Source organism: Castellaniella sp., from assembly GCF_004321985.1.
Taxonomy (GTDB): domain Bacteria; phylum Pseudomonadota; class Gammaproteobacteria; order Burkholderiales; family Burkholderiaceae_B; genus Castellaniella.
Genome location: NZ_SCQN01000045.1, coordinates 36,017 through 62,800 on the forward strand (window position 1 = coordinate 36,017; position 26,784 = coordinate 62,800).

At 61.8% G+C, this 26,784-nt stretch carries 23 protein-coding genes; 12 read left to right on the forward strand and 11 right to left on the reverse strand.

Annotated elements, in window-relative coordinates:
* The first annotated feature begins 91 nt into the window (after positions 1-91).
* From EPN31_RS10945 to EPN31_RS10975, 7 genes are all read left to right on the forward strand, one after another.
* The gene (locus EPN31_RS10945) at positions 92-994 is read left to right on the forward strand and encodes a LysR family transcriptional regulator (RefSeq protein ID WP_291773084.1); all 903 of its coding nucleotides are present in this window, start codon (positions 92-94) and stop codon (positions 992-994) included.
* Positions 995-1,236: 242 nt separating this feature from the next.
* A complete protein-coding gene (locus EPN31_RS10950) occupies positions 1,237-2,502 on the forward strand; it encodes an ABC transporter substrate-binding protein (RefSeq protein ID WP_291773087.1) in 1,266 nt (421 codons plus the stop codon).
* A gap of 121 nt (positions 2,503-2,623) precedes the next feature.
* On the forward strand, positions 2,624-3,496 hold the full coding sequence (locus EPN31_RS10955; protein ID WP_291773089.1) for a branched-chain amino acid ABC transporter permease: 873 nt from the start codon (positions 2,624-2,626) through the stop codon (positions 3,494-3,496).
* Between the two features lie 26 nt (positions 3,497-3,522).
* Positions 3,523-4,443, forward strand: a complete 921-nt coding sequence (locus EPN31_RS10960) for a branched-chain amino acid ABC transporter permease (RefSeq protein ID WP_291773128.1) — start codon at positions 3,523-3,525, stop codon at positions 4,441-4,443.
* Positions 4,440-5,198: an ABC transporter ATP-binding protein gene (locus EPN31_RS10965; protein ID WP_291773091.1), complete on the forward strand. Its 759-nt coding sequence runs from the start codon at positions 4,440-4,442 to the stop codon at positions 5,196-5,198. Before EPN31_RS10960 ends, EPN31_RS10965 begins: the two co-directional genes overlap by 4 nt.
* Positions 5,185-5,910: an ABC transporter ATP-binding protein gene (locus EPN31_RS10970; RefSeq protein WP_291773093.1), complete on the forward strand. Its 726-nt coding sequence runs from the start codon at positions 5,185-5,187 to the stop codon at positions 5,908-5,910. The genes EPN31_RS10965 and EPN31_RS10970 overlap by 14 nt, the downstream gene beginning before the upstream one ends.
* Entirely contained in the window at positions 5,889-7,097 is a 1,209-nt protein-coding gene (locus EPN31_RS10975) for a PQQ-dependent sugar dehydrogenase (RefSeq protein ID WP_291773095.1), read from the forward strand. Before EPN31_RS10970 ends, EPN31_RS10975 begins: the two co-directional genes overlap by 22 nt.
* A 60-nt stretch (positions 7,098-7,157) precedes the next feature.
* Here the strand turns inward: EPN31_RS10975 and EPN31_RS10980 are convergent, their stop codons facing one another.
* Both EPN31_RS10980 and EPN31_RS10985 read right to left on the reverse strand, forming a co-directional pair.
* Positions 7,158-8,336, reverse strand: a complete 1,179-nt coding sequence (locus EPN31_RS10980) for an ABC transporter substrate-binding protein (RefSeq protein ID WP_291773097.1) — start codon at positions 8,334-8,336, stop codon at positions 7,158-7,160.
* Between the two features lie 58 nt (positions 8,337-8,394).
* A complete protein-coding gene (locus tag EPN31_RS10985) occupies positions 8,395-9,486 on the reverse strand; it encodes an aromatic ring-hydroxylating dioxygenase subunit alpha (protein WP_291773099.1) in 1,092 nt (363 codons plus the stop codon).
* Between the two features lie 199 nt (positions 9,487-9,685).
* Here EPN31_RS10985 and EPN31_RS10990 point away from each other — a divergent pair, with 199 nt between their 5' ends.
* Positions 9,686-10,594: a helix-turn-helix domain-containing protein gene (locus EPN31_RS10990; RefSeq protein WP_291773101.1), complete on the forward strand. Its 909-nt coding sequence runs from the start codon at positions 9,686-9,688 to the stop codon at positions 10,592-10,594.
* A 29-nt stretch (positions 10,595-10,623) separates the two neighbouring features.
* On the opposite strand, the gene EPN31_RS10995 is transcribed toward EPN31_RS10990, so the two are convergent.
* Entirely contained in the window at positions 10,624-11,154 is a 531-nt protein-coding gene (locus EPN31_RS10995; RefSeq protein ID WP_291773103.1) for a cytochrome b/b6 domain-containing protein, read from the reverse strand.
* A gap of 191 nt (positions 11,155-11,345) precedes the next feature.
* Between EPN31_RS10995 and EPN31_RS11000 the strand changes: the two genes are divergently transcribed.
* Positions 11,346-12,179 carry a RibD family protein gene (locus EPN31_RS11000; protein WP_291773105.1) on the forward strand — a complete coding sequence of 278 codons (834 nt, stop codon included), beginning with the start codon at positions 11,346-11,348 and terminating at the stop codon, positions 12,177-12,179.
* Here the strand turns inward: EPN31_RS11000 and EPN31_RS11005 are convergent.
* From EPN31_RS11005 to EPN31_RS11015, 3 genes are read right to left on the reverse strand one after another with little or no spacing between them, the layout of a single operon-like run.
* Complete coding sequence (locus EPN31_RS11005; protein ID WP_291773108.1) at positions 12,131-14,083, reverse strand: glycosyltransferase family 4 protein; 1,953 nt, start codon at positions 14,081-14,083, stop codon at positions 12,131-12,133. The genes EPN31_RS11000 and EPN31_RS11005 overlap by 49 nt on opposite strands.
* Complete coding sequence (locus EPN31_RS11010; protein WP_291773110.1) at positions 14,080-14,481, reverse strand: 6-carboxytetrahydropterin synthase; 402 nt, start codon at positions 14,479-14,481, stop codon at positions 14,080-14,082. Before EPN31_RS11010 ends, EPN31_RS11005 begins: the two co-directional genes overlap by 4 nt.
* Positions 14,481-15,467, reverse strand: coding sequence for a zinc-binding alcohol dehydrogenase (locus EPN31_RS11015; protein WP_291773111.1), 987 nt, complete (start codon positions 15,465-15,467; stop codon positions 14,481-14,483). The genes EPN31_RS11010 and EPN31_RS11015 overlap by 1 nt, the downstream gene beginning before the upstream one ends.
* Positions 15,468-15,572: 105 nt before the next feature.
* On the opposite strand from EPN31_RS11015, the gene mdoH reads away from it, so the two are divergent.
* On the forward strand, positions 15,573-17,327 hold the full coding sequence (gene mdoH / locus EPN31_RS11020) for a glucans biosynthesis glucosyltransferase MdoH (RefSeq protein WP_291773112.1): 1,755 nt from the start codon (positions 15,573-15,575) through the stop codon (positions 17,325-17,327).
* Positions 17,328-17,333: 6 nt separating this feature from the next.
* Here the strand turns inward: mdoH and EPN31_RS11025 are convergent, their stop codons facing one another.
* On the reverse strand, positions 17,334-18,332 hold the full coding sequence (locus EPN31_RS11025) for a 3-hydroxyacyl-CoA dehydrogenase NAD-binding domain-containing protein (protein WP_291773113.1): 999 nt from the start codon (positions 18,330-18,332) through the stop codon (positions 17,334-17,336).
* Positions 18,333-18,472: 140 nt separating this feature from the next.
* Between EPN31_RS11025 and EPN31_RS11030 the strand changes: the two genes are divergently transcribed.
* On the forward strand, positions 18,473-19,255 hold the full coding sequence (locus tag EPN31_RS11030) for an HpcH/HpaI aldolase/citrate lyase family protein (protein ID WP_291773114.1): 783 nt from the start codon (positions 18,473-18,475) through the stop codon (positions 19,253-19,255).
* 11 nt (positions 19,256-19,266) lie between these two features.
* On the opposite strand, the gene EPN31_RS11035 is transcribed toward EPN31_RS11030, so the two are convergent.
* The 3 genes from EPN31_RS11035 to EPN31_RS11045 all read right to left on the reverse strand — a co-directional run bounded on the left by EPN31_RS11035 (position 19,267) and on the right by EPN31_RS11045 (position 22,375).
* Positions 19,267-20,040, reverse strand: a complete 774-nt coding sequence (locus EPN31_RS11035; RefSeq protein ID WP_291773116.1) for an enoyl-CoA hydratase-related protein — start codon at positions 20,038-20,040, stop codon at positions 19,267-19,269.
* 137 nt (positions 20,041-20,177) lie between these two features.
* Entirely contained in the window at positions 20,178-21,365 is a 1,188-nt protein-coding gene (locus tag EPN31_RS11040; RefSeq protein WP_291773118.1) for a CaiB/BaiF CoA-transferase family protein, read from the reverse strand.
* Positions 21,366-21,622: 257 nt separating this feature from the next.
* Entirely contained in the window at positions 21,623-22,375 is a 753-nt protein-coding gene (locus EPN31_RS11045) for a transporter substrate-binding domain-containing protein (RefSeq protein ID WP_291773120.1), read from the reverse strand.
* 854 nt (positions 22,376-23,229) lie between these two features.
* On the opposite strand from EPN31_RS11045, the gene EPN31_RS11050 reads away from it, so the two are divergent.
* Positions 23,230-24,462, forward strand: coding sequence for an MFS transporter (locus EPN31_RS11050; RefSeq protein ID WP_291773122.1), 1,233 nt, complete (start codon positions 23,230-23,232; stop codon positions 24,460-24,462).
* Here the strand turns inward: EPN31_RS11050 and EPN31_RS11055 are convergent.
* Positions 24,440-26,599, reverse strand: a complete 2,160-nt coding sequence (locus tag EPN31_RS11055; protein ID WP_291773124.1) for an EAL domain-containing protein — start codon at positions 26,597-26,599, stop codon at positions 24,440-24,442. The two genes, EPN31_RS11050 and EPN31_RS11055, sit on opposite strands and share 23 nt — an antisense overlap.
* Positions 26,600-26,784: the final 185 nt, after the last annotated feature.

Genomic DNA, 26,784 nt, shown 5'->3' on the forward strand with positions numbered 1-26,784 from the left:
GCATCTCAAAGGACAACGGACACATTCTTCAATTTTTTGGGAATTCTGTAAATCGCATTTATAGAGGTTTATTGTTCTATAAAATAGAACCATGAATATCGACCGACTGAACTTCAAGCATTTGTTCTACTTCTGGCGGGTGGCCAAAGAAGGCTCACTCACCCGCGCAGCCGCGCAGATTCACACGTCCCAATCCGCCGTCTCAACACAGATCAAGCAACTGGAAAGCCGGCTGGGAAAGCCCTTGTTCGACCGCAACGGCCGGCACATGGAACTCAACGCCACAGGGCAGCAGATCTTCACCTACGCCGACAACATCTTCGGATTGGGCGAGCAGATGCTGGGCTGGCTGGACGGTCGAGCCGGGGACGCGATCCGCGTCCGGGTGGGGAGCGTTTCAACAATGTCGCGCAACTTCCAGGTCAACTGGCTGCGCCCACTGTTCCGGGACCCGGCGGTGATTCTTTCCGTGGACTCCGGATCGCTGCAACTGCTGGTGGAACGCCTCCTTCGCCACCAACTGGACGTCGTGCTCGCCAACGACCCCGTTCCGTCCGATCCGGCTCATCCGGTCTCCTCGAGCTTCCTCGGAAGCCAGGTCATCTCGCTGGTGGGCCGGGCCGATCGCTGGGCTGGCACGACCCTGCGAGTTCCACAGGATCTCGACGCCGTCGAAATGGCCATGCCCAGCACTCGCCACAGCGTGCGCACGCAGTTCGACGCCCTGTGTTTTTCAGCCGGCGTACAGCCAAGGCTGCGTGCCGAGATCGACGACATGACGATGCTGCGGCTGGTCGCGCGCGACAGCGAGTGGATCACGGTCCTGCCTGAAGTGGTCGTACAGGATGAACTGCGCTCCGGCGAACTGACACACGTCGGAGAGTCCTCGCAACTGACCGAGCATTTCTACGCCATCACGGTTCAACACAGTCACCCGGTGGGCCCGCTCCACCGGCTTCTGCTTCGCGCGGCGGCTGGAGATGTCTTCACCTGAAGCCTCGGAAATTCGGCCTATCAGACAACGAGCGCATTCAACGGCGCGCCTCGCCGCCGATGCGGCTCTTGTCTACGTATACCCTGATTGACAAGTTTTCCATGCGCAGCGCACACTCACGTCCAATTACAAAAAAGCGGGCGTAGTTCCAGTAGTTCGTTATGCACTCTTCCTGACTCACCCATCAAGTTGTGCTGGCTGATGTGTCTCACGCCAGCTTGTCGCTTTGGAGGAATTTCTAGATGAACGACAATTTTGGCAGTTCAAAGGCAATCAGTCGCCGCACGGCGCTCAAGGTAGCCGCCACGATGGGGGTGGCGACAATCGCGGCGCCCCGTATCGTCATGGCGACTGGTGAACAACCCGTCAAACTGGGGGTGGACAATCCCCTGACCGGGACCTATGCGATTACCGGCCGCAACGAGCTCCACGGGATGGAACTCGCCGTCGAGGAGATCAACGCAAAGGGCGGCATTCTCGGCCGTCCCGCCAAGCTGATCGTCGAAGACTCCACCAGCGGCGACGCGGGCGTGGCAGTGCAAAAGGCGCGCAAGCTCATCGACAAGGACAAGGTCGACTTCCTGGTCGGCAACGTCAATTCCGGGCTGACCATGGCCATGTCTGCAGTCGCCTACGAAAAGGGCGTCTTCATGATGGACCCGGGCGGGCACGCAGACCCCATCACGGGCAAGGAATGCCACTGGAACGTCTTCCAGGTGGATCCGTCCACCACGTTGCTGGTCAACGCCATCGCTCCTTCGCTGGTGAAGCGCTTCGGCAAGAAGTTCTACTTCCTGGTGCCGGATTACGCGTTCGGCCACGGGCTGCTCGACGCCTACAACGTCAACCTGAAGAAGCTGGGCGCCACCAATGTCGGGACGGACCTGATCCCGCTGGGCACCACGGAATACTCGTCCTACCTGATCAAGGCCCAGGCCGCCAGCCCGGACGTGGTCGTCATCCTGCAAAACGGTGAAGACCAGACCAACGTACTCAAGCAAGCCGTGCAGTTCGGGCTGGACAAGCGCTTCCACATCGCGGGCGCCAACATCGAACTCGAAACCCTGGAGGCCCTGGCGCCGGAATCCCGCATCGGCAACTGGGTGATCGAATGGTACTGGAACCAGCCCGGCGTGGCTCACGTGAAGGAATTCACCGACGCCATCAAGAAAAAGACCGGCCGCGTTCCGACGGCACGGACCTGGTTCGGCCACACAGCCATCCACGCCTGCGCACTGGCGGCCAATACGGCCAAGTCGCTGGAACCGGTCAAGATGGCACGCGCGCTGAATGGGCTCACACTGCCGCCTGAAGTCGCGCTGCAGCCGCACCCGGCAACATTCCGTGCAGAGCAGCACCTGCTGATCGGCACACTGTGGGCGGGTCACGCACAGGCAAAAGGCGATGCCGGTGCCGATGATCTGTTCAAGGTCGACGAAGTCATCGAGAGCAAGACCATTGCTCCAACCGTCGAGGAAACCCAGTGCAAGATGACGTGGCCGTCCTGAACGACTCCGCCATCGCCTCAACGGGCCGCCCGCAGAGCATCGCGGGCGGCCCGCCCCGCATCACAGAGACACGTTTCGTGATGACCGCTCACCCGAGCATAGCTACCTCCGGAGAACTGGTGTGACCCAGTTGGTCCTTTTCAACGTATTCAACGGACTGGTCATAGGTGCCTTCTACGCCCTGATGGCACTGGGTCTGTCCCTCATCATCAATCTCACCAATGTGATCAATTTCGCCCACGGCGGGTTTCTTGCCTTGGGCGCCTACTTCGCCTACACGCTCGAGCCCTACCTGGGATTCTGGGGCGCATTGATCATCTCGCCGTTCTTCGCAGCCCTGGTCGGCATCATCGTCGAACGGGTGCTCATCCGGCCGCTCTACAGCCGCGACCCGCTTTACAGTCTGCTGCTCACCTTCGGCCTGGCCTACGTGATCCAGGATTCCATCCGCTACATCTGGGGCGCCCAGGGCCTGCCGCTGAAGGTCCCTGCCGCACTGCAATCGTCCCTGAGCCAGACGCTGTTCTTCCTCACTGGATACCGCGTCTTCATGGTGGTTCTGGTGGCCGTCACCGTCGCGGTCCTGTTCATCATCCTCAAGAAGACCCGGCTGGGCATGCGCATCCGCGCAGGCACGCTGGATCTGGAAATGGTGTCCGCCCTCGGGGTCGATGTGCGCATCCTCCGCAATCTGAACTTCGGGCTCGGGATTTTCTTTGCCGGCCTCGCAGGGGTGCTGGCGGCGGGCATGCTGGGCCTCACGCCGACCATCGGCGACGGGCTCATCATGCCGAGCTTCGTGGCGGTGATCGTAGGCGGTCTGGGCAGCCTGATCGGAACGCTCTTTGGCGGCATCCTGATCGGCGTGGCAACCGGCGTCGTCACCGTGTTCTTTCCATCGGCTTCCGAGGCGACCATCTACGTGATGATGGCGCTGGTGCTGTTGGTCCGGCCGCACGGTCTGTTTGGTGAAGAAGGCGGGACAAAGCTGTGAACAACCAATCCATCCTCAACAAAGCCATGTCCGGCGCGGTCGTGTGGTTCATCCTCATCACCATGCCGCTCTGGATCTCTCATGTCGGCGGCTACACGGATCTGGGTACGCGAGTACTGGTGATCGGCCTGGCTGCCATGGCCACCAATCTCCTGGTGGGGCACTCCGGCGTCATGGCCTTCGGCCACGCCGCCTACTTCGGGCTGAGCGCCTACGGAACAGGGCTGCTCATCAAACTCCTGGTGCCCAGCACGCCGCTGGGGTTCGTCGTGGGCGTCCTGGTCGGAACCGCGGGCGGCGCGATCGTCGGCTATCTGCTGGCGAAGCTGCGCGGGATCTACTTTGCGCTGGCCACCATCGCCTTCGGCCAGGTGTTCTACTTCATCGCCTTCCGCTGGAACTCAGTGACGGGCGGGGACAACGGCCTGACCTTTCAGCGGCAGCCCATTCACCTGGGCTTCACAACTATCGATCTCACATCCAGCCAGACGTTCTACTACCTGGCCCTGGTGGTCTTCGCCGTCTGCGCGTTCGCCATGGCCGTGATCCTGAAATCCCCCTTTGGCCATACGCTCCTGGCCATGCGCGAGAACGAGCGCCGGGCGCGGTTCCTCAGCATTCCGGTCAATCGCCATCTGTGGATCGCATACACGATTTCATGCCTGTTCGTGGCCGTGGCCGGCTCACTGTACGGCATGCTGAACAACTTCGTGAGCCCACACAATCTCCACTGGACGCAGTCCGGCGACTTCGTGCTCATGGCGGTGATCGGCGGCATGCGCTCCTTCTGGGGGCCGCTGCTGGGCGCTGCCATCTTCGTGGTGCTGCAGGATTACCTGTCCAGCATCACGGGGAACTGGATGTTCTTCATCGGGATGATCTTCGTCCTGGTCGTGTTGTTTATCCCGCGGGGTATCGTCGGGCTGATGCAGAGAAAAACGTCATGAGTTTGCTCGAGGTCCACAACGTTTCGCAGCATTTTGGCCAACTCGCTGCGGTGAAAGACGTTTCGCTCAACGTCGAAGAAGGTGAGCTGCACGCGATCATCGGTCCGAACGGGGCGGGTAAAACCACGTTCTTCAACATGATCAGCGGCTTCTATCGTCCCACCAAGGGGCACATCGTGTTCGATGGCGTCGACGTCACCGAAATGCCACCCCAGATCCGTGTGGCCAGAGGCATGGCGCGCACGTTCCAGATCACGGAAGTGTTCCCGGAACTCACGGTGCGCCAGAATCTGCGCATCGCCGTGGAAGTCACTCAGGGGCTGCGCCTGAAGATGTTCCACTCGGCGCGACAGTCCCGGGAAACCGAGGCTCGCGTCGACGAACTGCTGGAAACAGGGGGCCTGACGGCCAATGCCGATCGCAACGTGGGAGAACTATCCCACGGGGACCAGCGCTCGACCGAAATCATGATGGCCCTGGCGCTCAAACCCAAGCTGCTGCTGCTCGACGAACCGGCGGCCGGCATGGGCAACCAAGAAACATTCGAGACCGCGGTCCTGATCCGCAGGCTCCACCGCACACAGAAGCTCACCATCATCCTGGTCGAGCACGACATGCGCGTGATCTTCAATCTGGCCGACCGCATTACCGTGCTGGCCGAGGGCGAGATGCTCGAACGAGGCACGCCCGACGAAATCGCGGCCAGCGAAAAGGTGCAGGTCGCTTACTTGGGGAAAAAGCGTGAAGGCTCTTGAGATCCACCAACTGAACACCTATTACGACAAGAGCCATATTCTCAAAGGCGTGGATCTGGAAGTCGGCGAAGGAGAACTCGTCACACTGCTGGGCCGCAACGGAGCGGGGAAATCCACCACGCTGCGAAGCATCATGGGTCTGACGCCAGCGCACTCGGGGAGTGTGAAGATCTTCGGTACGGACTCCACGCATCTGGCGCCGTTCCGGATCGCGCGCCTCGGCGTGGGTCTGGTGCCCGAAGGTCGCCGCGTCTTCGCCAACCTGACCGTCGAGGAAAACCTCAAGGTCCCGGTCGATCGTCCGGGGCCGTGGAACATCCCCAGGATATACGAGCTTTTCCCGCGGCTGGCGGAACGCAAGCTCCACAAGGGCAAGGAACTCTCCGGCGGCGAACAGGAAATGCTGTCCATCGCCCGCGTGCTGCTGCTCAATCCCAAGCTCCTGATGCTGGACGAACCCTCCCAAGGCCTCGCTCCCATCATTGTGCAGAACGTGTTCAATGTCATCGTGGCGGCGCGCAACGAAGGGACTTCGGTGCTGCTGATCGAACAGAACGTCCGGGCGGCCATCGAGATCGCCGACCGCGCCTATGTGCTGGAACGCGGCGCGATCACCTACACGGGGGTTGCGGCGGAGTTCGGCCAAGACGAGGCCCGTGTCCAGGAGCTCGCCGGTGCGAGCGCTCAGAAATGGGAATTTCCGGACGACTGAACCACCAGACCCTCAGGGCGGCCCTGCGGGCGGCCTTGATGGTCCTTCTGTGGCAGTCTCTTGCAACTCCCAGCCTGGCTGCCGCAGGACGGCAACCGATCTCACAGCCTGCATCCTGCATCGAAAACGCCGGCCCATTGCCGGCCAGCCACCCGCTACCCTTCAGGGCGCAGCGGGTGGCGACCTTCGAATATCCCTGGGCTCTTGCCTTCTTGCCGGACGCGCGGCTGCTGGTCACGGAAAAGCCCGGACGGATGTTTCTCGTCACCCAGGACGGCCACAAGACCGAGATCAATGGGATCCCTAAGGTCTATTACCAGGGTCAGAACGGCCTGCTGGATGTGGCCATTGCACCGGGTTTCGCCCGCGATGCCGCGATCTATTTCACATATGTCCAGCCTGAGGTGCGCGGAGGCGGATCGCTGGTCCTGGCACGCGCCCGCCTGAACCCGGACGATCCCCACCCGCGCCTGCAGCAGCTGACAACGATCTGGCGCCAAACGCCACCCAGCACGGGCGGGCAACCCGGGGGCATCATCGCTTTTGCCCCGGACGGCCAGCACCTGTTCCTGAGCGTGGGAGACCGCCAAGAGCCCGACACCGCACAGGATCCGAACCTGGCGCGGGGCAAGATCCTGCATATGAACCTGGATGGCTCGACCCCTGCGGACAATCCAAAGGCCCGGCAGGGCGGCATCCGGGCCCTGACCTGGAGCACGGGCCACCGTAACCCTTACGGACTGGCGTTTGCGCCAGATGGTCAGCTCTGGGAGCACGAAATGGGCCCCCGAGGCGGCGACGAGCTGAATCGCATCCAACGCGACGGCAACTACGGTTGGCCTCTGGTGTCCTACGGCGACCAATACAGCGGCAAACCCATCGCGCGGCCACCCAGCCGGCCAGAATTCCTGGAACCGTCGATCTACTGGACGCCAGTCATCGCACCCGCCGGGATGGTCTTTTACTCAGGGGCGCTGTTCCCAGCCTGGCGCGGATCGGCCCTTATCGGCGGCCTGCAATCCAGGGGGCTGGTACGCGTCGTGTTTGCGGACGACGGGTCCGCACGTCAGGCCGACCGCTGGACGCTGGGGCAACGCATCCGCAACGTCGCGGTCGCCCCCGACGGCGCCGTCTGGACCATCGGGGACCAGGCTCAGGGCGCCTTGATGCGGCTCACACCGAGGTGATCACTGCGCCCGCGACCCGCGCATCATCAGCCGAGCGACGCGAGCCCCACGCCGCCAGCGTCAATAACCGGCCTTGGCCGGATCCTTCACGGCCTTCATCACATCAAACTCCACGTTCTGAACCACGCCGTTGACCCGCTCGGTCTTGCGGATATATTCGTTCTGGATGATGTCACGTGTAGCCGGGTCGATCTGTACCGGGCCGCGCGGGCTGGTCCAGCGCATGCCCTTTGCTGCGCCGACGAAGGCATCGCCGCTGGCATCACCCCCGGTTTTCTTCAAGACCATGTCGATCAACCGCATCCCGTCGTAGCCACCCACCGACATGAAATCAGGCCGGTCCTTCGGGAAGGCCTTGGTATAGGCTCGAACGTAGGCATGGTTTTCGGGGGAATCGTGAGCCTGGGAATAGTGGAAGGCAGTGATCAGCCCCACAGCCGAATCGCCCATCGCCGACAATTGGCCCTCGCCGGTCGAGTCCCCCGTTCCCAGCACCCGTATGCCGTGCTTTTCCATCAGGCCCAGATTCCGGATTTCCTTTACCGCGCCGACCAGCGAACTGCCCGTCGGAATCAGCATGAACAGGGCATCGGGTTTCGCATCGATGACCCGCTGCAGATAGGGTGAGTAGTCCACGTTCTCCACGGGCGTACGGACGCTCCCCACGATGTGCCCCCCCAGCCCCGAGAAGGTCTTCGTAAACTGCGCTTCGGCATCATGGCCCGGCCCATAGTCCGCCGACAGCGTATACACCTTCCGGATTCCGTTCTTGTAAGCCCATTGGGCCATGGCCCAGGCGCCCTGAGGCACCGTCATCGAAGTCCGCAGAATATAAGGGGACCGCTCCGTGATGGACGCCGTCGCCGCATTCATGATCACCATCGGAATCTTGGCCTGGGTGGCCAGCGGAGCTACCGAGATCGCATTCGGGGTCAACGCAAACCCGGCCAGCAAATCGACCTTGTCCTTGATGATCAGTTCCTGTGCCGCCCGCTTGGCCACCGCGGGGGCGATCCCGCCCGTGTCCTTCACGATCAGCCGGACCTTGCGGCCCCCCACCATCTCCCCGTGCTGCGCCAGGTACAGATCGATGCCGTTTCTGATCTGGCGAGCCGCATCTGCATAGAAACCGGACGCCGACAGTACCAGGCCGACTTTCAGGTCTTTTGCCTGGGCGCCGGCACAGAGGGCCATCATCGCCAGCGACACCATCATCGAGTGGATCAAGCGCATCTTCATGTTGTCTCCTGTGATCGGATATTTTTGATTTGAACGACCTGACTATCCCGCCACCCTGCTACGCCATGAACTCCTCCAGAACAGCAAAGGAGTGTTCGGGCACGAGCGGTGGCGGCAAGACGGTGTAGGCTGGATCATCATGCTCCTGCTTCAAGCGGTTTTGCAGCATGCGGCGTGCACGGATCGGCGACTGATCCTGCACCGTGGCAACCCTGGGCACGGTCTGGCCGGTTTCCATGATCCGCCTTTGCTGCGCTTCCACGATACCCCGGTCTTCGTCGAACGTACGCGAGTTGCCAACTCGCAGTTCTTCAGTCAGATCGGCGTCGTCGATCCTGAAATTACGGACCACCGCCCAGAAGTAGTGTGTGCTGGATTCGGTCTCGGGCGTCAGCAGATGCAAGACATGCGCCACCCGTGCCGTCGCACGGTCTTCTTCCACCGGATGGATTCCAAGGACCGTCAGATTGATCGACGGCACGAGGTGAATGGCCGACTGCCAGCGGTTGATGATGCAGTCATGTCCTATCATCGTGGCAAAGAAGGGTGGCGCCTCGATCCCGCGCATCTCCCGATGCGCCCGCACCACGCAATCACCCCCCATCGTGACCTTGGGCGTGAAGTTCGCAATGGGTTCCTCTTCGCGCGTGCCGATGGTGCTTTTGTGTACGTAGGTCTCGTGGCTGAGATCGAGGAGATTGTCGTTCATCAGCGTGTAATTGCAGTCGAAGTGGTGATAGCCGCGTGAAGCCGCCCACCGATCGCTGGAATTCCAGTGTAGGTCGGGGATCAATTCAGGAGCGGCGAGATCGCGATTCCCCATCCAGATCCAGATAATGCCATGGCGCTCCACCAGCGGATAGGTGTCGACGCGGGCCGCTTCGGGGATCTTGTCTTGGCCGGGAATGCTCGTGCAGGCGCCATCGCTGGAAAAGCACATCCCGTGGTAGCCACACTGGATGCAATCGCCAACCCGCTCGCCCAGCGACAGCGGCACCAGCCGGTGGGGACATTCGTCCTTCAGGGCCACATAGCGGCCCGCCAACGACCGGTACATGAGAACGGGTTCGCCCAAGATACGTCGTGCGACAAACGGCGCCTCGAAGTCTTTCTCGAAGCCAACGACGTACCAGACATTTCTGACAAACATGAGTGTCTCCTCAACATCAATCTTTTTCGAAGATGCCAGAGGTCTTCCGAACAGGCCGCCACGCCCGATGTCCACTCGACATGTGTGGGGACTGGCCGGAAAATCCAACGCATCGATCATCAGGATCGCCCGAAACCACACAACTTGACATGAGAATAAGAGACAATTACCTGTACTTTCCGGACAGAGGCCCGCCCCTATGAACTCAGCCGTCCGCCACGAACGCATTCCGCTTTATTCGCTGTACGGCCAGCTCGACCAAACCGTGCCCTTGGACTTCTTACACCTGGAACCGATCGAGGCCAGCAACCGCATCTATCAGTGGAACATTCGGCCGCACCGCCACCACGATCTGCATCAGATCATCTGGGTCGCAGACGGCCAGGGAATGGTCGAGCTCGACACGAGGACGCTATCGCTGCAGGCGCCCGTCCTGATCAACGTGCCCCGAACCGTCGTGCATGGCTTCCAGTGGCTTCCCGGCACCGACGGGCTGGTTCTGACGCTGGCCGAGAGTTTCATGCAAGATATCCTGCGGATTTCACGGGATCCGTCCACGATGGACATCGTGCGTTCGGCCCATGCGATCTCCGGCGCAATTCCGGCCAAGGATCTGGCACGCCTGAAGCTGCTGTTTCGCACACTGGTGGACGAATACATCCACGATCGCGGCGGGCGCATCTCGGCATTGGCCGGCCTCACCAGCGTCCTGGTCGTCGAAGTCGCCCGCCTGCGGCATCTCAGCGTGCAGCCCACCGAAGATACGCAGGACACCGAATCCTATGCCATCTGCCAACGCTTTCGCGATCTGGTAGAGACGCATTTCAGGGACCACTGGCCGGTTGCCGACTACGCCGAGCGGCTGGCGACCACGGAACGCAGCCTGCGCCGCCACTGCCTGGACGGTATAGGACTTTCGCCGCTGCAGATCATCCATCGCCGTCTGTTCATCGAGGCCCGGCGCGAACTGATCTACACCCAGCAGACCACATCCGAAATCGCATACCAGCTCGGCTTCAGCGATCCAGCCTATTTCACACGATTCTTTGCCCGCAACAGCGGCAACGCGCCGACGGAGTTTCGGCGCCGGTACCGGCCCAATTCATAGCAACCCGGATTGACCAACCAGACGGGACGCTAAGTCATTCTGGATAGCGTGTCGTCACGCCGTACGATCCGGTGATAGAGGGCTCCGCATACGTGCAGCACGATCAGCGCCAGGATGACCCACGCCACGTAAAAGTGGATCGCCAGGATCGCATCGGCCGCATCGGTCTTGCCAAACGGGCTCCAGATCGGAATCAGGTCGAACCAAACCAGCGGGTAGCCCTGGGCATTGGTCGTCAGGTACCCCAGGATGGGCTCGACCAGAAGCACCACATAGAACAGCCGATGATTCAGGATTCCCAGGCGCGCGGCCCACGCCGGCGTCCCGGCGGCGCTGGCAGGAATCTGCGTGCGCCGGCGCACGCTCAGGCGCAGCAACATGAGCAGAAAGACCGTGAACCCCAGGTTCACATGCCAGAAGTTCACGACGTCGTAGACGTTGTCCTTCACCAGCTTCTGCAGAAAGCCCAGCGGCAAGACAAAAAACAGCAGCAGCGCCACCAGCCAATGCAAAGTGACCAGCGCCGGATGATATCGTCGTGCCTGTTGATCCGTGTCCATGAGTTCCCCGCCCCATCGCCGAACTGACAAGACTGCCGTGCCGAAAATTATAGTCTGCCGGTGATCACGCGCCCAATCCCGCGCGGGGCCCGACCCCAAGCCGGCCCTCGGGTATCGGGCTTCGCCAAAGCGTCATACCATGGAGGCTTGACACACATTCACGACAAGCCCTTCCATCCCCCTGTACGCCCATGACACCGATAGACGCCGAGTCCGCCTGGAAACTCATCCGCGCCATCCGCCATCACGGCTGCAAGGCACCCGGTGTGCTCAAAGCGGGGCTTCACATCCGGCCGGATGGGCGATGGTCGGCCGACCATGCCGTGACACCCGAAGCCGCGCTGCTGCTGGACATGCTGCTGCCGCTTGCCTGCAGCAGTGCATCGCTGGTGATCGCACAAATCGGCCAGAGTCTGGACGGGCGCACTGCAACGGTGAGCGGACACTCCCGATACGTCACCGGCTACGCCAGCCGGGTTCACCTCCACCGCTTGCGGGCGCTGGTCGATGCAGTGGTGATCGGTGCCAACACTGCCATCCAGGATAACCCACAGCTGACGGTGCGCCATGTCGCGGGCGACAATCCCGTGCGCGTCGTTCTGGATCCCAACGGACGCGTCCCCCACCATTGCCATGTCTTCACGGACGGGGGACCGCCGACCTGGCACGCTGTCCGCGCGGGTATCGCAGCCGCCCCAGGCGCAAGACGCCTGGCATTGCCCCAGGATGCGGCAGATATCCCCGGCAGCCTGCTAGCTGGACTGGCGTCACGGGGAATGTCACGCGTGCTGATCGAAGGCGGTGGCACTACGATCTCCCGCTTCATCGAAGCCGGGTGTGTAGATCGGCTGCACATCGTGGTCGCGCCCTTCATCATCGGATCGGGCAGACCTGGCTTGAGCCTGAGGGAAATCGACACGCTGGACGACGCCTTACGCCCCCAATGCCGCAGCTTCGCGATCGGCGAGGACCAGCTCTATGATCTGATCCTGGCGCGAGCCGGCAGGCCCAGAACGTCCACATGACCCACCGTCAAGGACAATTCCCCCCGCACCAGCGCGTCAATGCGGCGGGCCGCCCAGGCGGCTATTGCCTTTTCGCTTGAAGGGCTGCGGCGCTGAGCCGCGATCCGCCAGCCATCGATCAGCGCTCGTCCCAGGTCCGCATCGCCGCGATCCAGATGCCAGTCGCTAGGGCGCACCGACACGTCATAGCCCATGGCCTCCAGAGCCTTGGCCAGGGTAACGGGCGCCATTGCGCCCAGCGCCGGCCCCAGGCCCTTATCCCGCTGCTGATCCTGCGCCACCCAAGCGCCCACCGAAGCATCCATGGGATCATCGTCCGAAAAGCGCACCCGGCCATCGATGCTCAGTGCCATCAGAACGGCCGTCTGCGCCGACGCACAGACCTCACACAAAGCCTTGAGCCAGTCTGCCGAGACCAGATCGAGCAAGGCGGAGGCGGTCACGACATCGGCTCCCGCCAGCATGGAGGCCGACAGAACCGCGAGATCCCGCACTTCGCAATCAACGACATCACCAGCCCGTCCGCCCCGGACGGCCGACAGCAGCCTGGCATCGTGATCCAGCAGACGCCAGTGCAGCGGTTGCGGCAGGCGATCCGACAGATAGCGCATGTTGGAACCATCCCCCGCACCCAGATCGACCAGCGTCGGCGTCAAAGGCCGGGTGCCGACGGCTTCCTCGCAGATGCCGGGTGACCCGCCCGCCTGCGGCGCGGCCGCCAGGTCCGTACGTCGCTGCAAATGATCGGACAGCAGGACCGCCAGATCGTGGGCGCGGCTGCGATGATCCACCGGCTCTCGAAGCGCGAGCCAGGCACTCGCAAAATAGGCGGCCTCTCCCCCCACACAAGGCCCGACTCGATCCAACGCCGCCACGAACCGCATGCCGGCCATCTCCCAGTTCGGCAGAGAAGCCGCCGCAGTCCTGGCCCCAGCCGACAGAGATTCGCACAGCACCGGATCAGTCAGCACGCGCCGCATCGCGACCGCCAATCCGCTGGCGTCACCGGGCAACACCGCGATCCCCGTCTGCGGCGGCAGCGTCTGCGCCAGCGCCCCACCCGTGGTGCTGACGACCGGCAAGCCATGCTGCAGCGCCTCAGCCACCACCATGCCATAGCCCTCGTACCAGGACGGCAGCACGAAGAGCCGGGCATGGGCATACGCATGCTCCAGCGCTTCAGGCGCCAGGATGCCCCGTAGGCGCACACGGTCTCCCAGCCCGTGGCGGGCAATTTCTCCGAGCACGGCTCGCGTGCACGCCGGATCCCGCTGCGCATCGCCGACGCAGTCACAGGACCAATCCAGATCCAGCAGTTGTGACAGCGCCTGCACCAGCACCTCATGGCCCTTGCGGGGAACCAGCGTGGCTACACAAAGAATGGACGGCGGCGCGTGCTTCCGGCTGCCCAGGGACTCCAGGCCCGCCACAGGATCCACGCCGGGCTCCACGACGTCGATGGCGGATTCGAGGACGCCATAGACGTCCGCCAGGCGGCGCGCAGTGAAGGGACTGCTCACGACGACGCGCGCCACCGCGGCAAGCGCCTGCCGCTCTGTCTCGCGATACCGTGCCGCCAACTCGGCATCCAGGCCGACTTCGTCCGCCAGCGGATGATGGATCAGGGCCACCAGCCGCAACCGCCCGGCGTGCCTGACCAGGACCTGCGGCAACCCACCCGACACCAGGCCATCCAGGATGACGCACGCGTCATCCTTGCACCGGGCCAATGCACTGTCCAGCGCATCCGCCGATTCACCACTCGCACCCGGAAAGGTGCCGGCCAGCTCGATCACTTCGACGGGTCGGCCCGATCGCCGCAGCGCCTCGACCATCCGCGCATCGTAGCGGTAGCCGCCCGTCACCTGGCGGATATCACCCGCCACGACGAAATAGCGCTTCACTGCAGATCCGCTTCGTAGGCTGCCCAGGCAAACGGCGACTCGTGCAACACGACCGACAATCGGACAAGACCCTGGGCGCCCGTCCCCAGGCGCCCGCTGCGGATCGCCTGGCGCACCCGGTCGAACACCACGCGTGCCATGAACTCGGTGGTGGTGTTGTGACCTGCCAGATCCGGCAGATCATCGAGATTGCGCAAATTGAATTCAACCAGAATTTCGCCCAGCACCGAACGGGCCGCGCCGATATCGACCACCAGGCCATCGGCGTCCAGTGCCGGCCGCCCGAACGTCACATCGACCACATAGGTCGCGCCGTGCAGGTTCTGGGCCGGGCCAAAGGCAGCTCCCGTGAAACTGTGTGCGATCATCATCTGGTCGCGAACCGTCAAGCTGTACATCACACTTCCCGAAGATAAGAAACCCGCTGGCACAGGGTCCGGTCGACCGGATCCGCCAGCCGGGTAAAGGCAGCCGGCAAGGCCTCGAATGATATATCCGGCGCAAACAGCACATCCAGACGTGGATCGGCACACAGCGAAACCGCCAGCGCGAGCCGCCTGGCATGATCCCAGCGCGCGGCCCGGGCAGGCGCCACAGTCCCGACCTGGCTCGCCCGCAGCGTCAGGCGCTGCGAGTGAAAGCTCCCGCCCAGCGCCACCGTCGCGGGGCGCGCCCCGAACCAGCTCAGCTCGATGATCTCGGCCTCCCGGCCCGCCAGCGACAACGCGGTGTTCAGGCCCGCCGTGCTGGCGCTCGCGTGGAACACCAGATCGCGGCCAGCCGCCGCATTCTGCGGGACGGCAAAATCCACCCCCAGCGCCCGCGCAACCAGAGCGCGGTCCGCGTCGATGTCCACGAGTTCCACCCGCACCCCTGGCACCCGTGAGCACAGGCTCGCCACCAGACAACCCAACACACCAGCGCCCACAATGCTGATCCTGTCCCCCACCCGGGGAGCCGCATCCCACAAGGCGTTGACCGCCGTCTCCATGTTGGCGGCCAGCACGGCCCGCCCAGGCTCTACCGACTCAGGCACAGCCACCACGGCAGTTTGCGGCACGACATAGGCCGTCTGATGTGGGTACAAACAGAAAACGGTACGGCCCAGCCATGCGGGAGGACCCGCCTCGACCACGCCGACGCTCGCATAACCGTACTTGACCGCACTCGGCAGGGTCCCCGCCTGGAAGGGTGCCCGCATGCGGGCGTATTCAGTTTCCGGGACCTCCCCACGATAGACCAGCGTCTCCGTCCCGCGGCTGACGGCGGAATAATGGGTTCGGACCCTCAGGTCCTGCGGGCCGCACTCGGGCAACAGCTCGTCTCGAATCGACGCATGCCGGGGTGGCTCCAGCCAAAGTGCCCGTGCAATCACCGGCTTCATCCCGCATCGCTCCCATGAACGCGAACCCCCACCATGATAAGCGCCATTGGCCACGGACACGATGCGGAAGGACTAGCATGTCAGTCATCCACCAGGACACTGAACATGCATGAGGCCATCCGGCGAAGACGACGTATTTTTCTGGCCCTGAATGCCGTCACGCTGGCGTCATTCACCGCCATGATGCTGGGGCTCATCATCGGTGGGGGCATGACCATTTCCGAATGGCTGATAGGGGTGTGCTTCCTGCTCACCATCCCCTATGTGGTGCTGGGCTTCTGGAACTCGGCCATCGGCCTCTGGCTGCTGCATCGACGCCCGGATGTGATCCACAGCATGCCCGGCGTGGCCGAGATCCTGGATCCCACACCACCCCCGCTGCTGGACTGCCGCGTGGTGCTGATCCTGACGCTGCGCAACGAACCACCCGCTCCCATTTTCGAGCGTCTGGAACGCATGCGGGCATCGCTGCTGGCCACCGGCCAGCTCGGACGTTTCTGCTTCACTGTCCTGAGCGACAGCGACAAGCCTGACATCCTGGAAGCAGAGACCGCGGCCTTCTCTGGCTTCCTGGCCCACCGCACCGAGGACGAACCGCCGCCGCTCCACCGGCACCGTCCACACAACACCGGCTACAAGGCCGGCAACATCGCCGAGTTCCTGGAGGTACGCGGGTTCGAGTTCGACTATTTCGTGCCGCTGGATTCCGACAGCCTCATCGCCGGCGGGACGCTGATCCGGATGGTGGCTGCCATGCAGCGGCACCCGGAGATCGGCATTCTGCAAAGCCTGGTCGTCGGCATGCCCAGCTCCAGCCGCTTCACCCGCGTGTTCCAGTTCGGCATGCGCCATGGCATGCGGGTCTTTACGACCGGCGCTGCCTGGTGGACCGCTGACTGTGGCAGCTACTGGGGGCACAACGCCGTGGTGCGGTTGGCCCCGTTCCACCAGCACTGCCGCCTGCCGCAACTGCCTGGCTCACCGCCCTTCGGCGGAGCCGTCCTGAGCCACGACCAGCTCGAGGCGGTCTTCATCCGCCGGGCGGGTTTCGAAGTTCGCGTCATCCCGGTCGAATCGGACAGTTTCGAAATCAACCCGCCCACCCTGCTGGACTTCATCCGTCGCGAACTGCGCTGGACCCAGGGGAACATGCAGTACTTCCGCTTTCTGGGCGCACCGGATCTCAAGCCCGTCAGCCGCATCCAATTGTGCATCGCCATCGGCATGTACCTGGCCCAGGCCGCGTGGATCCTGATGATCGCCGTGTCCTGCATCGGTTCCATGATCGGCAACTTCCGCTTCCAGGACCTGACGCTGGGGATGACGCTGTTCGTCGGCGTGTTCGTGCTGTCCGTTGCGCCCAAGTTCTTTGGTGCCATGGACGTCTGGCTGTCCAGGGGAGGTCCTACCCGGTACGGCGGCCTGGGCGTCTTCAGCCTGTCGGTGCTGGTGGAACTGGTGGCCTCCACGCTGATGGCCCCCATCGTGGCAATGTCGGTCACCCTCTTCCTGATCGGGCTGCTGTTCGGCAAAAGTGTGTACTGGGGCGGCCAGAACCGCGACCGTCTGGGAGTCGCCTGGCACACTGCCGCACGCGCCCTGGCGCCGCACACCCTGGCCGGGCTGGCTCTGGCCACCGCGTTCTGGCAGCTCGGCGGCCTCACGGCCGTCCTCTGGGGGCTCCCCATCATCACCGGATGGGTGCTGGCCATCCCCTATACCGTCTTCAGCGCAGGGCCGGCGGCAACCCGCAGACGGCTGTTCTGCATTCCGGAAGAGGTGCAGACCCCCGCGGTGTTGATCACCAGCCGCCGCGACGGGCCCATGGCTTCAGCCGGACCCTCGGCACAACGGCCCTGAACCGTCTCACCGGGTCTGCCGCACCGCCAGGATCCGGATGATGGCAGCATCGCGCTCCGCTGCCAGATCGTCGATCGACCGACCGGCACTTTCCTGTTCCAGGCCCGCCAGCAGCGCTGCCCGGGTGGTCTCATCCAGACGCGCGTCACCCAGGTCATCCCACCAGCTCTGCACGGGCCCCTTGAGGTGATCCAGGAAATGGCCCATCCCGCCCTGTCCTCCCCCCAAATGGAAAGTCATGTGCGGACCGAATACCGCCCAGCGCAGCCCCGGGCCCTGTGACATGGCCGCATCTATGTCCTCGACCGAGGCGACATTTTCCAGCGCCAGATGGATGGCCTCGCGCCAGACGGCCGCCTGCAGGCGGTTGGCCACGTGGCCAACCACTTCCTTGTTGATCCGGATCGGATGCTTGCCCACACGCCGGTAGAACGCCATGGCTCGGGCGATGGTGTCGGGGGACGTCTGCTGGCCGCCCACGACCTCCACCAGCGGAATCAAGTGCGGCGGGTTGAACGGGTGACCGATCACACAGCGATCGGGCCGGCGGCAACGACTTTGCAGGCGGCTCATGATCAGCCCCGAGGAGCTGGATGCCAGAATCACGTCTGGGCGCGCCGCCTCGTCCATACGGGCAAACAGATCGATTTTCAGCGACTCCCGCTCGGGTGCGTTTTCCTGTACGAAATCCGCCACCGCGACGGCGGCTGCAGGGTCCGGCTGCAGATCCAGCGACAACCAGGGAACCTGCAGTGGCGCCACACCCAGCGCCACCAGCGTGGGCCAAGCCTGGCTGATCAGCGCACGCAGCGCCGGCTCGGCGTCCGGCAGCGGATCGCTGACGGTCACCCGCAAGCCATGCGCCAGGAACAGCGCCGTCCAGCTGGCACCGATGGTGCCCGCCCCGATGACCGTGACGTGACGGACCGCCGCAGCCACTGCATCAGGTCCGGAAGCAGCCTGCGTCGCTGCGGTTGAGCTTGCTGGAACGTGTGCCTGCGGCATTTTTGGTCTCCTCTCTTATTCCAATCCTGCCTGGCCGATTCGAACACCAGAAGGCGCCATGCGGGATGACAGTTACGATTGTACGAGCGGCAAGTAGAATCAGAGTTTGTCGATCTCTCGAACCCTCATCGGACCCATTCATGGAACTGCCCCGGAATTCCTTCAAAGCCATGCTCGCCACGACACCTGCCTTTGGTTGCTGGGTGGGCCTGGGCGATGCCTATGGCGCAGAACTCATCGCCACCACCGGGTTCGACTGGCTGGTCATCGACGGCGAGCACGCCCCCAACACCGTGCGGTCCATCCTGGACCAACTGCGCGCCGTGGAGCCTTACCGCGCGGCGCCCATCGTCCGATCCGTAAACCAGGATCCGGCGCTGATCAAGCAACTGCTGGACATCGGCGCCCGCACCCTCATGGTCCCCATGGTGGATACGCCGGAGCAGGCCGCCGCCATCGTGGCCGCCATGCGATACGCGCCGGGGGGCATGCGCGGGATGGCGGCAGGCGCCATCCGTGCCGATCGCTGGGGCTCTATCGTAGGCTATGCCGACCACGCCGAGGAATCGCTGTGCCTGGTCGCACAGATCGAGTCGCGCACGGGGGTTGAAAACGCGGCGGCCATCGCCGCAACGGACGGCGTCGACGCCGTCTTCATCGGCCCGTACGATCTGTCCAACAATCTGGGGCATCGCGGAGACGCGAACCACACGGTAGTGCAGACCGCGATCGCTCAGGTCCTGAAAGCAGTCCACGCGGCGGGCAAAGCGGCGGGCATCCTGGCCCCCGTGGACGCGGATGCCGACCGCTACGCGCAGGCCGGGTTCGACTTCATCGCCACCGGCCTGGACGTGCTGCTGCTGAAATCCGCCGCCGAGGCCAAGGTGGCGCGGCACCGGTCAGCGGGGGTGCCGCGGGACTGATAACAACTCGTTTACCTGTTGAACCTTGGGGGGCGTTTTTCGAAAAACGCGGCAGCCCCCTCAGCCATGTTCGCATGCCCAAAAAGGTTGGTGAACTCCTCGATTTCGACAGTCTGCCCCTGCTCGTAGCTGCCGGTATACGCAGTATTGAGCGCACGCTTGGCGGCAGTGAGTGCATTCCCCGGCAGTTTGCTCAGACGATCCGTGAATCGGGCAACCGTTGAATCGAGTTCCCCGGGCGGGACCAGCCGGTTGATCAGCCCCGCCGCAAGGGCCTCTTCGCCGCCTACAGGCTCACCCAGCAGCACCAACTCCTTTGCCTTGATCATCGGAATCTGCCGGGCCACGAAATGGGTTCCGCCACCCGCCGGGAAAACGCCAACCTTGATCTCCGGAAAGCCAATGCGGACGCCTTGTGCCGCGACGCGCAGATCACACGCAAGCATGACCGCCGCCCCCCCGCCCAAGACGTGCCCACGGAGCTTGGCGACGGTAATCTGAGGAAGGTTCATGAGGCGATCGAGTACGTGCTGCTCCACACGGACCTTTCCGCAGCCAGTCATGGCATCCTTGGGGAACTCCTTGATATCGGAGCCTGCGCAAAAGGCTCTTTCGCCGGATCCTTCAATCACAACCGCCAGAACGTCACCCCGCTGGCTGAGGTCCCGCGTGAATTCAAGCAGCATGCGGCGCATGTTGGCGGTCAGAATATTCAGTGGGGGGTTGTCGATCGTGATCGTTGCGACGGGCCCGTTGACGGCCATTCGAATGTTATCGCCATTCAATCTTTCTCTCCTTCAGTAGTGCCCCGCGTTTTGGCCTCTGCAGTGCCAATGACGGACGCGCAGGTTCGTCCGCACCGGCGAGGCACGTGAGTAAATAGTGGTCTGAGTCGGGCCAATCATCATCCCCGATACCGTTGTCAAACCACACCTTCATGTCGGAGCAAGCGGATATCGGCCGCATCAAGCCCGATCTCCATGAGCAATTCGTCAGTATTTTGCCCAAGCGTCGGAGGCGCGTTATTCGGAAGCGCAGAAAGGGGGGAACCCGACAATCGAAGCGGAGAGCGGATCATATGGACCTCACCGACCTTGGGATGAAGGACAGTGTGCAGAAAATCGAGATACCGGAACTGCGGGTCCTCGACCAGAGAGTGATAAGTCAGGACTGGAGCACACCACACGTCGTACTTTTTGCAGACATCCAGCCACTGCGCCGTCGACTTCGTCGGTGTCACCTGGTCAAGGAGCCGCTTGATCTCATCACGCCGTTGCGTCGCCTCGCTCTGGTCAATCTTGCTCAACTCCGGTATCGCAAAAACCGTCGCGAGCGTCTGCAAAGGAACCACTGAAAGTACAAAACTGCCATCGCTCGACTGATAAACTCCGTAGGGAGCTGGATGGTAGGGCGAGGCAAGGCCCGACTTGCTTCGCTTGGTGATGTCCCATCCGTTGACGAAGTAGAACAGCGGCTCCGCCTGCAGGTGAACGGCGGCTTCCAGCAGACTGGTTTCGATGAGCTGACCGCGACCGGTGCTCCCACGTTGAATCAGCGCCATACATACGCCAAGTGCCAACAGGGCTGCCGCATGCATATCGAGAATGGGGATACTGGCCGGCACCGGTAATTCACCATCCTTGCCACCCATCGCCGCCAGCCCAGAGACGCCTTGAACCAATAGATCCTGACCAGGAAGGTCCCGATACGGGCCTTCGCTACCATACCCAGTCGAGCGCGCATAGACGAGGCGAGGGTTCAGCCCGGAGAGGCGATCGTAGCCCAGATCGAGGCGATCCATCACGCCTGGCCGATAGTTCTCGACGACGATATCGACGGTCGGGATCAACTGATCAATGATCTCGATGGCGCGCTTGTCCTTGAGATTCAGGGTAAAGCTCTTTTTATTGCGATTGAGCGAGAGGAAAAAGAAATTCTCGCCATCCCGAAAACACCCCGCGCCAGACGTTCCGCGTTCCCAGGCACCGACACCAGGCCGCTCAACCTTGATGACCTCGGCACCATAGTCACCAAGCATCTGCGTAGCAGCGGGCCCTTGCCCGAGCTGGGCAAAACTGAGGACACGGATTCCTTCCAGTGGCAACGCCATTCTCAACTCCTTGTGGATCCCTATCAACGGAAAAACACCAACCCCTCAACCATATCAGCCGACACGCCCCAAAAGTCCGGGGGTATCAGAACTCAATTATCCGAACACAAACAGCAGGTGTGCTGACGACACTGGTTAGGATCAACCTCAGAATGAAATCGTTCGCATAATGACCATAGGCATATGGAAAACAGGCATCATTGACCAAAATGCGAGGCAACGCACCATCGACACGATGCGTCACCCCGTCAGGCAGATCAGAAAACAGGCATGTTTTTCGACATCGGGTGACCAGTCCACTTCATCGAGATCTTATCCAGCTCACCATTCCCCTTCACATATGCCAGTGTCGTATTGAGCCATTGAAGCAACTCAAACGAACCCGTGCGGACGGCAATGGACTGGAAGAAATCATGCAAAGACAGCTTGATGGCAATATCTGCATCTGGCTTCGACTTCACGATTTCCTTGTAAATGGTCTCAGGAATAGCGACTGCATCAACTTGACCCGTGAGGAGAGCCTGGGCTGCAGTCAGGTCATCACCAAACCGTGACAACACAGCATCCTTGGGCACTGCCTGCATCAACGCCGCTTCCTGAGGCGTGCCTCCGGCAACCCCCACCTTTTTCCCATGCAAATCCGCTATGGAACCAAAGGTAGCGCCCTTGTGCCCCGCGATCACGATAGGGAAGACGTTGTACGAACCGGTGAACATGACTGCCTTGGCACGCTCAGGGGTCGCAGTCAGTGTCGCGATCAGCAGATCGACCTTCTTGGCCTGTAGCGCCGGAATGCGCGCAGCAGTCGTGTACGTGGTGATTTCGACCGGAACTCCCAGATAATGTCCAAAAAGATTCCCGAGATCTACATCAAGACCTTCTGCCTTGCCATTCGAGTCCACAAAACTGAATGGTGGAGCACCACTGTTCACGCCAATCAGGACCTTACCGCGCTTGACAATATCGTTGATGGTCTGGGCATTGGACACCGAAGACATCAACAAAAACATGATAGCTGTCAAACAACCTATCAGAGTATTTCGCCACAATTTCATAGTTTCCTCTACCTTGTATTTGTGTGACCACCATGACCCCGCGGGAGTCAGATCTCCAACCACTTCGATCGAATTTGCGGGGTGACCTCCAAGCAGTTCCGGCGAAACCGGACTGTTGAATTCAACAAACCACTCCGACTGCGCTACAACTCAATTTGATCTTGGTCTTGCCTGTTCATCCCATCCACAGACAACATCAAAAGCGCAATGAAACATACCCCTATAAGGAGCTGTCACCAGCTCTTTCATTGCCAGCCATCGGATTTTCCACAGCACATACCAGGTAAATATTCAGTCATGTCAGAATTGACCCCTGGCGTGACGTACCTGTACAGTCACTGCGAAGGCTGAATACACTCAGTGCCATACCTTTCCGTATCCCCAACCATGATTGAATGAAATCGTTTTCATTTAATTAAACTGGATGTAATCCAGCTTGTCAACCTAGGGTTTTGTCCAGCCCCTCCCCCCCTGCACCCCAGTGGTCAGGCGTTGACATACCGACATGCAAAGCCATACCCGCACAAACAATCCTTCGAAAACTGGATAAAAGCCTTGTTTTCTCCACAAGTGGCATTAAAGCTCAAATGTATCAAAATGTTCCGTATATAATTACGGAAACTTGATCGCAAAAGGCATCCATCCTTGCGTGACCCGAGGCGTGGTAGCAAGAAAGGAATGAGCCAAAACAGTGAACGCAAGTGCCTATGACCACTCCGCAAGCAGCACCTTCAGCGACGTCAGGGCACAGATGGCGGTCACGAGCTGGCGCGTCGCAAACATGAACCGGCTGCCCAATACCATCAGCAATGCCTAGAATTGCGCGCGAAACCGGCTTTGGTCTCCTGCTGGTGGCGGTGCTGCTGGCGGGGCTGAACATGCGGGCGATGCTAACCGCCATGGGGCCGGTGCTCGGCGACATACGCGCCAGCCTGGGTCTGTCGCCCAGCGCGGCCGGGCTGATGGTGGCCCTGCCCACCATGTACTTCGGTCTTTTCGGCCTGTTCGCACCCCGGCTGCTGCGCATGTTTTCAATGCGTCGCGTGATCGTGGGCTCGCTCGTGGTCGTGGCCCTGGGCGTGGGGCTGCGCAGTGTGCTGGGGATCTTTGGCATGCACGCCGGCCTGCTTGTTGCCAGCGCCGGCATCAGCGTCGGCATGGTGCTGGTACCCGTCGTCGTCAAGAACGCCTTCCCCCAGCGCATCAGCTTGGTGATGAGCCTCTATACCATGGCCTTTTGCCTGGGCGCCTCGTTGGGCGCCGGCCTGGTGGTGCCGATGGCCCATCTGCCGAACAGCTCATGGCAATGGGCACTGGCCTTCTGGGTGCTCCCCGCGCTGGGCGCGGCTGCGGTGTGGCGCGCAGTACCCCAGGCCAGCCTGGAAATGCGAAGCGTACCCGGAGAGACCATCGCACCGCCCAAAGGGCTGTTTCGCGATCCACTGGCGTGGCAGGTCACCCTTTACATGGGACTGCAGTCCTGCATCGGCCAGAGCCTGATCGGCTGGCTCCCGGTGATCCTGATCAACCGAGGCCTGCCCCCCGCCGAGTCTGGCGCAGTGATGTCGGTGGCTTTGCTTGCACAACTCGGCACCAATCTGGCGGCACCCTGGTTGGCGATGCGCGGCCGTGATCAGCGCGCCGCCATTACGCTGATGATCTGGATGGTTGCAATCGGCACGCTGGCGATATTCTATGCGCCGCTGTCCTGGATCTGGCCGTGCGCCATCGTGTTGGGCCTGGGCATGGGTGGAACCTTCAGCATCGCAGTGTCGCTGCTGGTGCTACGCAGCCGTTCATCGCGCGACGCTACAGCACTGTCGGGCATGGCTCAGGGTGTAGGCTATACCGTGGCTTCGATCGGGCCAGTACTGGTGGGAATACTGTATGAATTCACTGGCACGTGGAACGCCGTGGCGGTGATGCTCGCGGGCCTGTGCATCGCGACTTGGGTCATGGGGATGAAGGCGGGACGAAACGGTGTGGTCCTGGCGGGCACCACAGATAGCCCCATTCAGTTCAGCCAACATACATCGAGGTGAAGGAATCCGCCGGTTCGGGCCTTCCAAAGAGATAGCCCTGCGCCTCCAGGCAGCCGTATTGACGCAAGATATCTCGTTGCGCCTGGGTCTCCACACCTTCGGCGATGACATCCAGATCAAAGTTGCGCGCAATGTCGAGAATGGCTCGAACGACCGCATCGTCCTGCCGTGACTCCGCGATCTGCTGCACGAAGGAGCGATCAATTTTGATGCGCGTCAGCGGATAGTGTTTGAGCAAACTGAGGGACCCGTATCCGGTGCCAAAATCGTCGAAGGCAATGCCGACCCCACTATCGCCCAACTTCCGCAAAGGGGGAAGAACGGCCTCCTCATTGTCGAGTGCAATGTTTTCCGTGATCTCCAATTCCAAAGCCTGCGGAGGCAGCCGATACCGGGCAAGGGCTCCCATCACCTTTTCCGGCAAATCCCCTGCCCGGAACTGCGCTTCGAAGAGATTCACCCCCATACGGAAATCGCCCATGCCGGCATCTCGCCAGCGCATGGCCTGGGAGCACGCTGCATCAAGGATCCAGTTGCCCACGGTCACCGCCAAAGGCCCACCCTCCAACACAGACAGGAATTCTCCGGGCGTGAGTAATCCGCGCTGGGGGTGCTGCCAACGAATCAAGGCCTCTGCTCCGACCACTGAACCGTCCCCGATGCGAACCTGGGGCTGGTAGTAGAGCAGCAGCTCGCCATTGTCCACCGCGCGGTACAGTTCGCTGCCATACTGCCGGCGCGAACTGGCCGCCGACCGCAGCTTCGGCTTGAAGACCAGGGCATGGCCTCTCATGTTCGCTTTTGCATTGAAAAGCGCCAGATCGGCATTCCCGACGAGTTCAGCCGCCTCGTCAGCATGTTGCGGCGCCAACGCGATCCCACAACTGACAGCGACGTGCAGGTCGTGCCTGTCAACGTCAATGGGGCGCTTGATCTCGCGGATCACCGCATCGGCGACCATTTGAGCGGTTTCTACCGTCTCCACATCCAGAAGATGGAGGGCAAACTCATCACCTCCGATGCGGGCAACGACGTCGCCGGATCTGACGACGCCACACAATCGACGACCGATCTCACAAAGAATATGGTCTCCAACGGAGTACCCCAAGGTATCGTTGATGTCCTTGAAACCATCCAGATCCAGAACCAGAACGGCGCTCTTCCGCCCGGCGACGACACTGTCGTGAATGGATCGGAGGTAGAGCCCCCGATTGGCCAACCCGGTGAGCGTATCGAAATTCGCCAGCCGCGTCAGCTCTTCCTGATGCCGCAGCCGCTCGCCGATGTCCTGCGCGACAGCGCCAAACTGGATCTGTCCGCGGTCTTCCCACAGGGAGGCAGTCAACTCGACATGGAATTCAGAGCCATTCTTGCGCAGGCCGATAAACTCGATGGGAGTCTCGCACGATTCGTCCTTGTGTGCCACCGCGCCGGCGATACGCAACCGGAACGCCGCGCGCTGGTGTTCGGGCATGAGCATTTCGATGCTTTGCCCTAGCAGCTCGGCCCGTTGATAGCCAAACATTCGAGTTGCGGCGGCGTTCCACGCGACGATTTTGCAATCCACGCCAAACGACACGATTGCTGATGGGGAATGCTCCGTCAAGGCATCGAATCGGGGCGTTCCTCTGTGCAATGCCCTGTCCATGCGCCGCAATTCCAGCTTGTCGGCGACGATGCGGGCCAATTCGCGTAAAGCGATTTTATCGGGATCCGACAATCCTGCACGCGGCTGGTGATCTATGACGCACAGCGCACCCAGAGGCCACCCCTTGGGCGAGACCAACGGTACACCGGCGTAGAACCTGATCCCCGAGTCCCGCTGCACCAATGGGTTGTCATGAAAGCGCTCATCACGCAACGCGTCCGGCACGACCATGACATCTTCCTGTGTAATGGCATGAGCACAGAACGAAACATCCCTGCGCATGTCGGCACCACTGATGCCGGTGCTGGCAGCGAAGAACACGTGATCATTCCCGACGAGATTGACGGCTGACACAGGAACGTTGAAGATTTTCGTCGCCATCGACACAACGGGCTTCAGGCTGGGGAGCTCTTCACCCTCGTCGAATTCGTACTCTGCCAGTGCTGCCAGGCGCTGCGACTCACTGTGGAAGACAGGTGGGCATCGCATGAGTGTCCCCCATAGGAACGACAATCAGTCAGTTAGGATTAACAAGTGACGACACACCTGTCAAGTGAATCGAACCGGGAATCGCGGAGGCAGTTTGGTTAAAGTAAAGCAGGCTCTGCGGCCTGGACTGCGAGCTGCTGATAGTACCGTTGTTCAGCCTCCGCCGGCGGAATATCTCCGATCGA

Bases quoted from the DNA above. Each gene is read 5' to 3' on its own strand.
- EPN31_RS11050 (WP_291773122.1), top strand. From the start codon at position 23,230: ATGCCTAGAATTGCGCGCGAAACCGGCTTTGGTCTCCTGCTGGTGGCG.
- EPN31_RS10945 (WP_291773084.1), top strand. From the start codon at position 92: ATGAATATCGACCGACTGAACTTCAAGCATTTGTTCTACTTCTGGCGG.
- EPN31_RS10985 (WP_291773099.1), bottom strand. From the start codon at position 9,486: ATGTTTGTCAGAAATGTCTGGTACGTCGTTGGCTTCGAGAAAGACTTC.
- EPN31_RS11010 (WP_291773110.1), bottom strand. From the start codon at position 14,481: ATGTACAGCTTGACGGTTCGCGACCAGATGATGATCGCACACAGTTTC.
- EPN31_RS11015 (WP_291773111.1), bottom strand. From the start codon at position 15,467: ATGAAGCCGGTGATTGCACGGGCACTTTGGCTGGAGCCACCCCGGCAT.
- EPN31_RS11030 (WP_291773114.1), top strand. From the start codon at position 18,473: ATGGAACTGCCCCGGAATTCCTTCAAAGCCATGCTCGCCACGACACCT.
- EPN31_RS10980 (WP_291773097.1), bottom strand. From the start codon at position 8,336: ATGAAGATGCGCTTGATCCACTCGATGATGGTGTCGCTGGCGATGATG.
- EPN31_RS10990 (WP_291773101.1), top strand. From the start codon at position 9,686: ATGAACTCAGCCGTCCGCCACGAACGCATTCCGCTTTATTCGCTGTAC.
- EPN31_RS11055 (WP_291773124.1), bottom strand. From the start codon at position 26,599: ATGCGATGCCCACCTGTCTTCCACAGTGAGTCGCAGCGCCTGGCAGCA.
- EPN31_RS11045 (WP_291773120.1), bottom strand. From the start codon at position 22,375: ATGTTTTTGTTGATGTCTTCGGTGTCCAATGCCCAGACCATCAACGAT.
- EPN31_RS11040 (WP_291773118.1), bottom strand. From the start codon at position 21,365: ATGGCGTTGCCACTGGAAGGAATCCGTGTCCTCAGTTTTGCCCAGCTC.
- mdoH (WP_291773112.1), top strand. From the start codon at position 15,573: ATGCATGAGGCCATCCGGCGAAGACGACGTATTTTTCTGGCCCTGAAT.
- EPN31_RS11000 (WP_291773105.1), top strand. From the start codon at position 11,346: ATGACACCGATAGACGCCGAGTCCGCCTGGAAACTCATCCGCGCCATC.
- EPN31_RS11025 (WP_291773113.1), bottom strand. From the start codon at position 18,332: ATGCCGCAGGCACACGTTCCAGCAAGCTCAACCGCAGCGACGCAGGCT.
- EPN31_RS10995 (WP_291773103.1), bottom strand. From the start codon at position 11,154: ATGGACACGGATCAACAGGCACGACGATATCATCCGGCGCTGGTCACT.
- EPN31_RS10975 (WP_291773095.1), top strand. From the start codon at position 5,889: ATGGGAATTTCCGGACGACTGAACCACCAGACCCTCAGGGCGGCCCTG.
- EPN31_RS10960 (WP_291773128.1), top strand. From the start codon at position 3,523: ATGTCCGGCGCGGTCGTGTGGTTCATCCTCATCACCATGCCGCTCTGG.
- EPN31_RS10965 (WP_291773091.1), top strand. From the start codon at position 4,440: ATGAGTTTGCTCGAGGTCCACAACGTTTCGCAGCATTTTGGCCAACTC.
- EPN31_RS10950 (WP_291773087.1), top strand. From the start codon at position 1,237: ATGAACGACAATTTTGGCAGTTCAAAGGCAATCAGTCGCCGCACGGCG.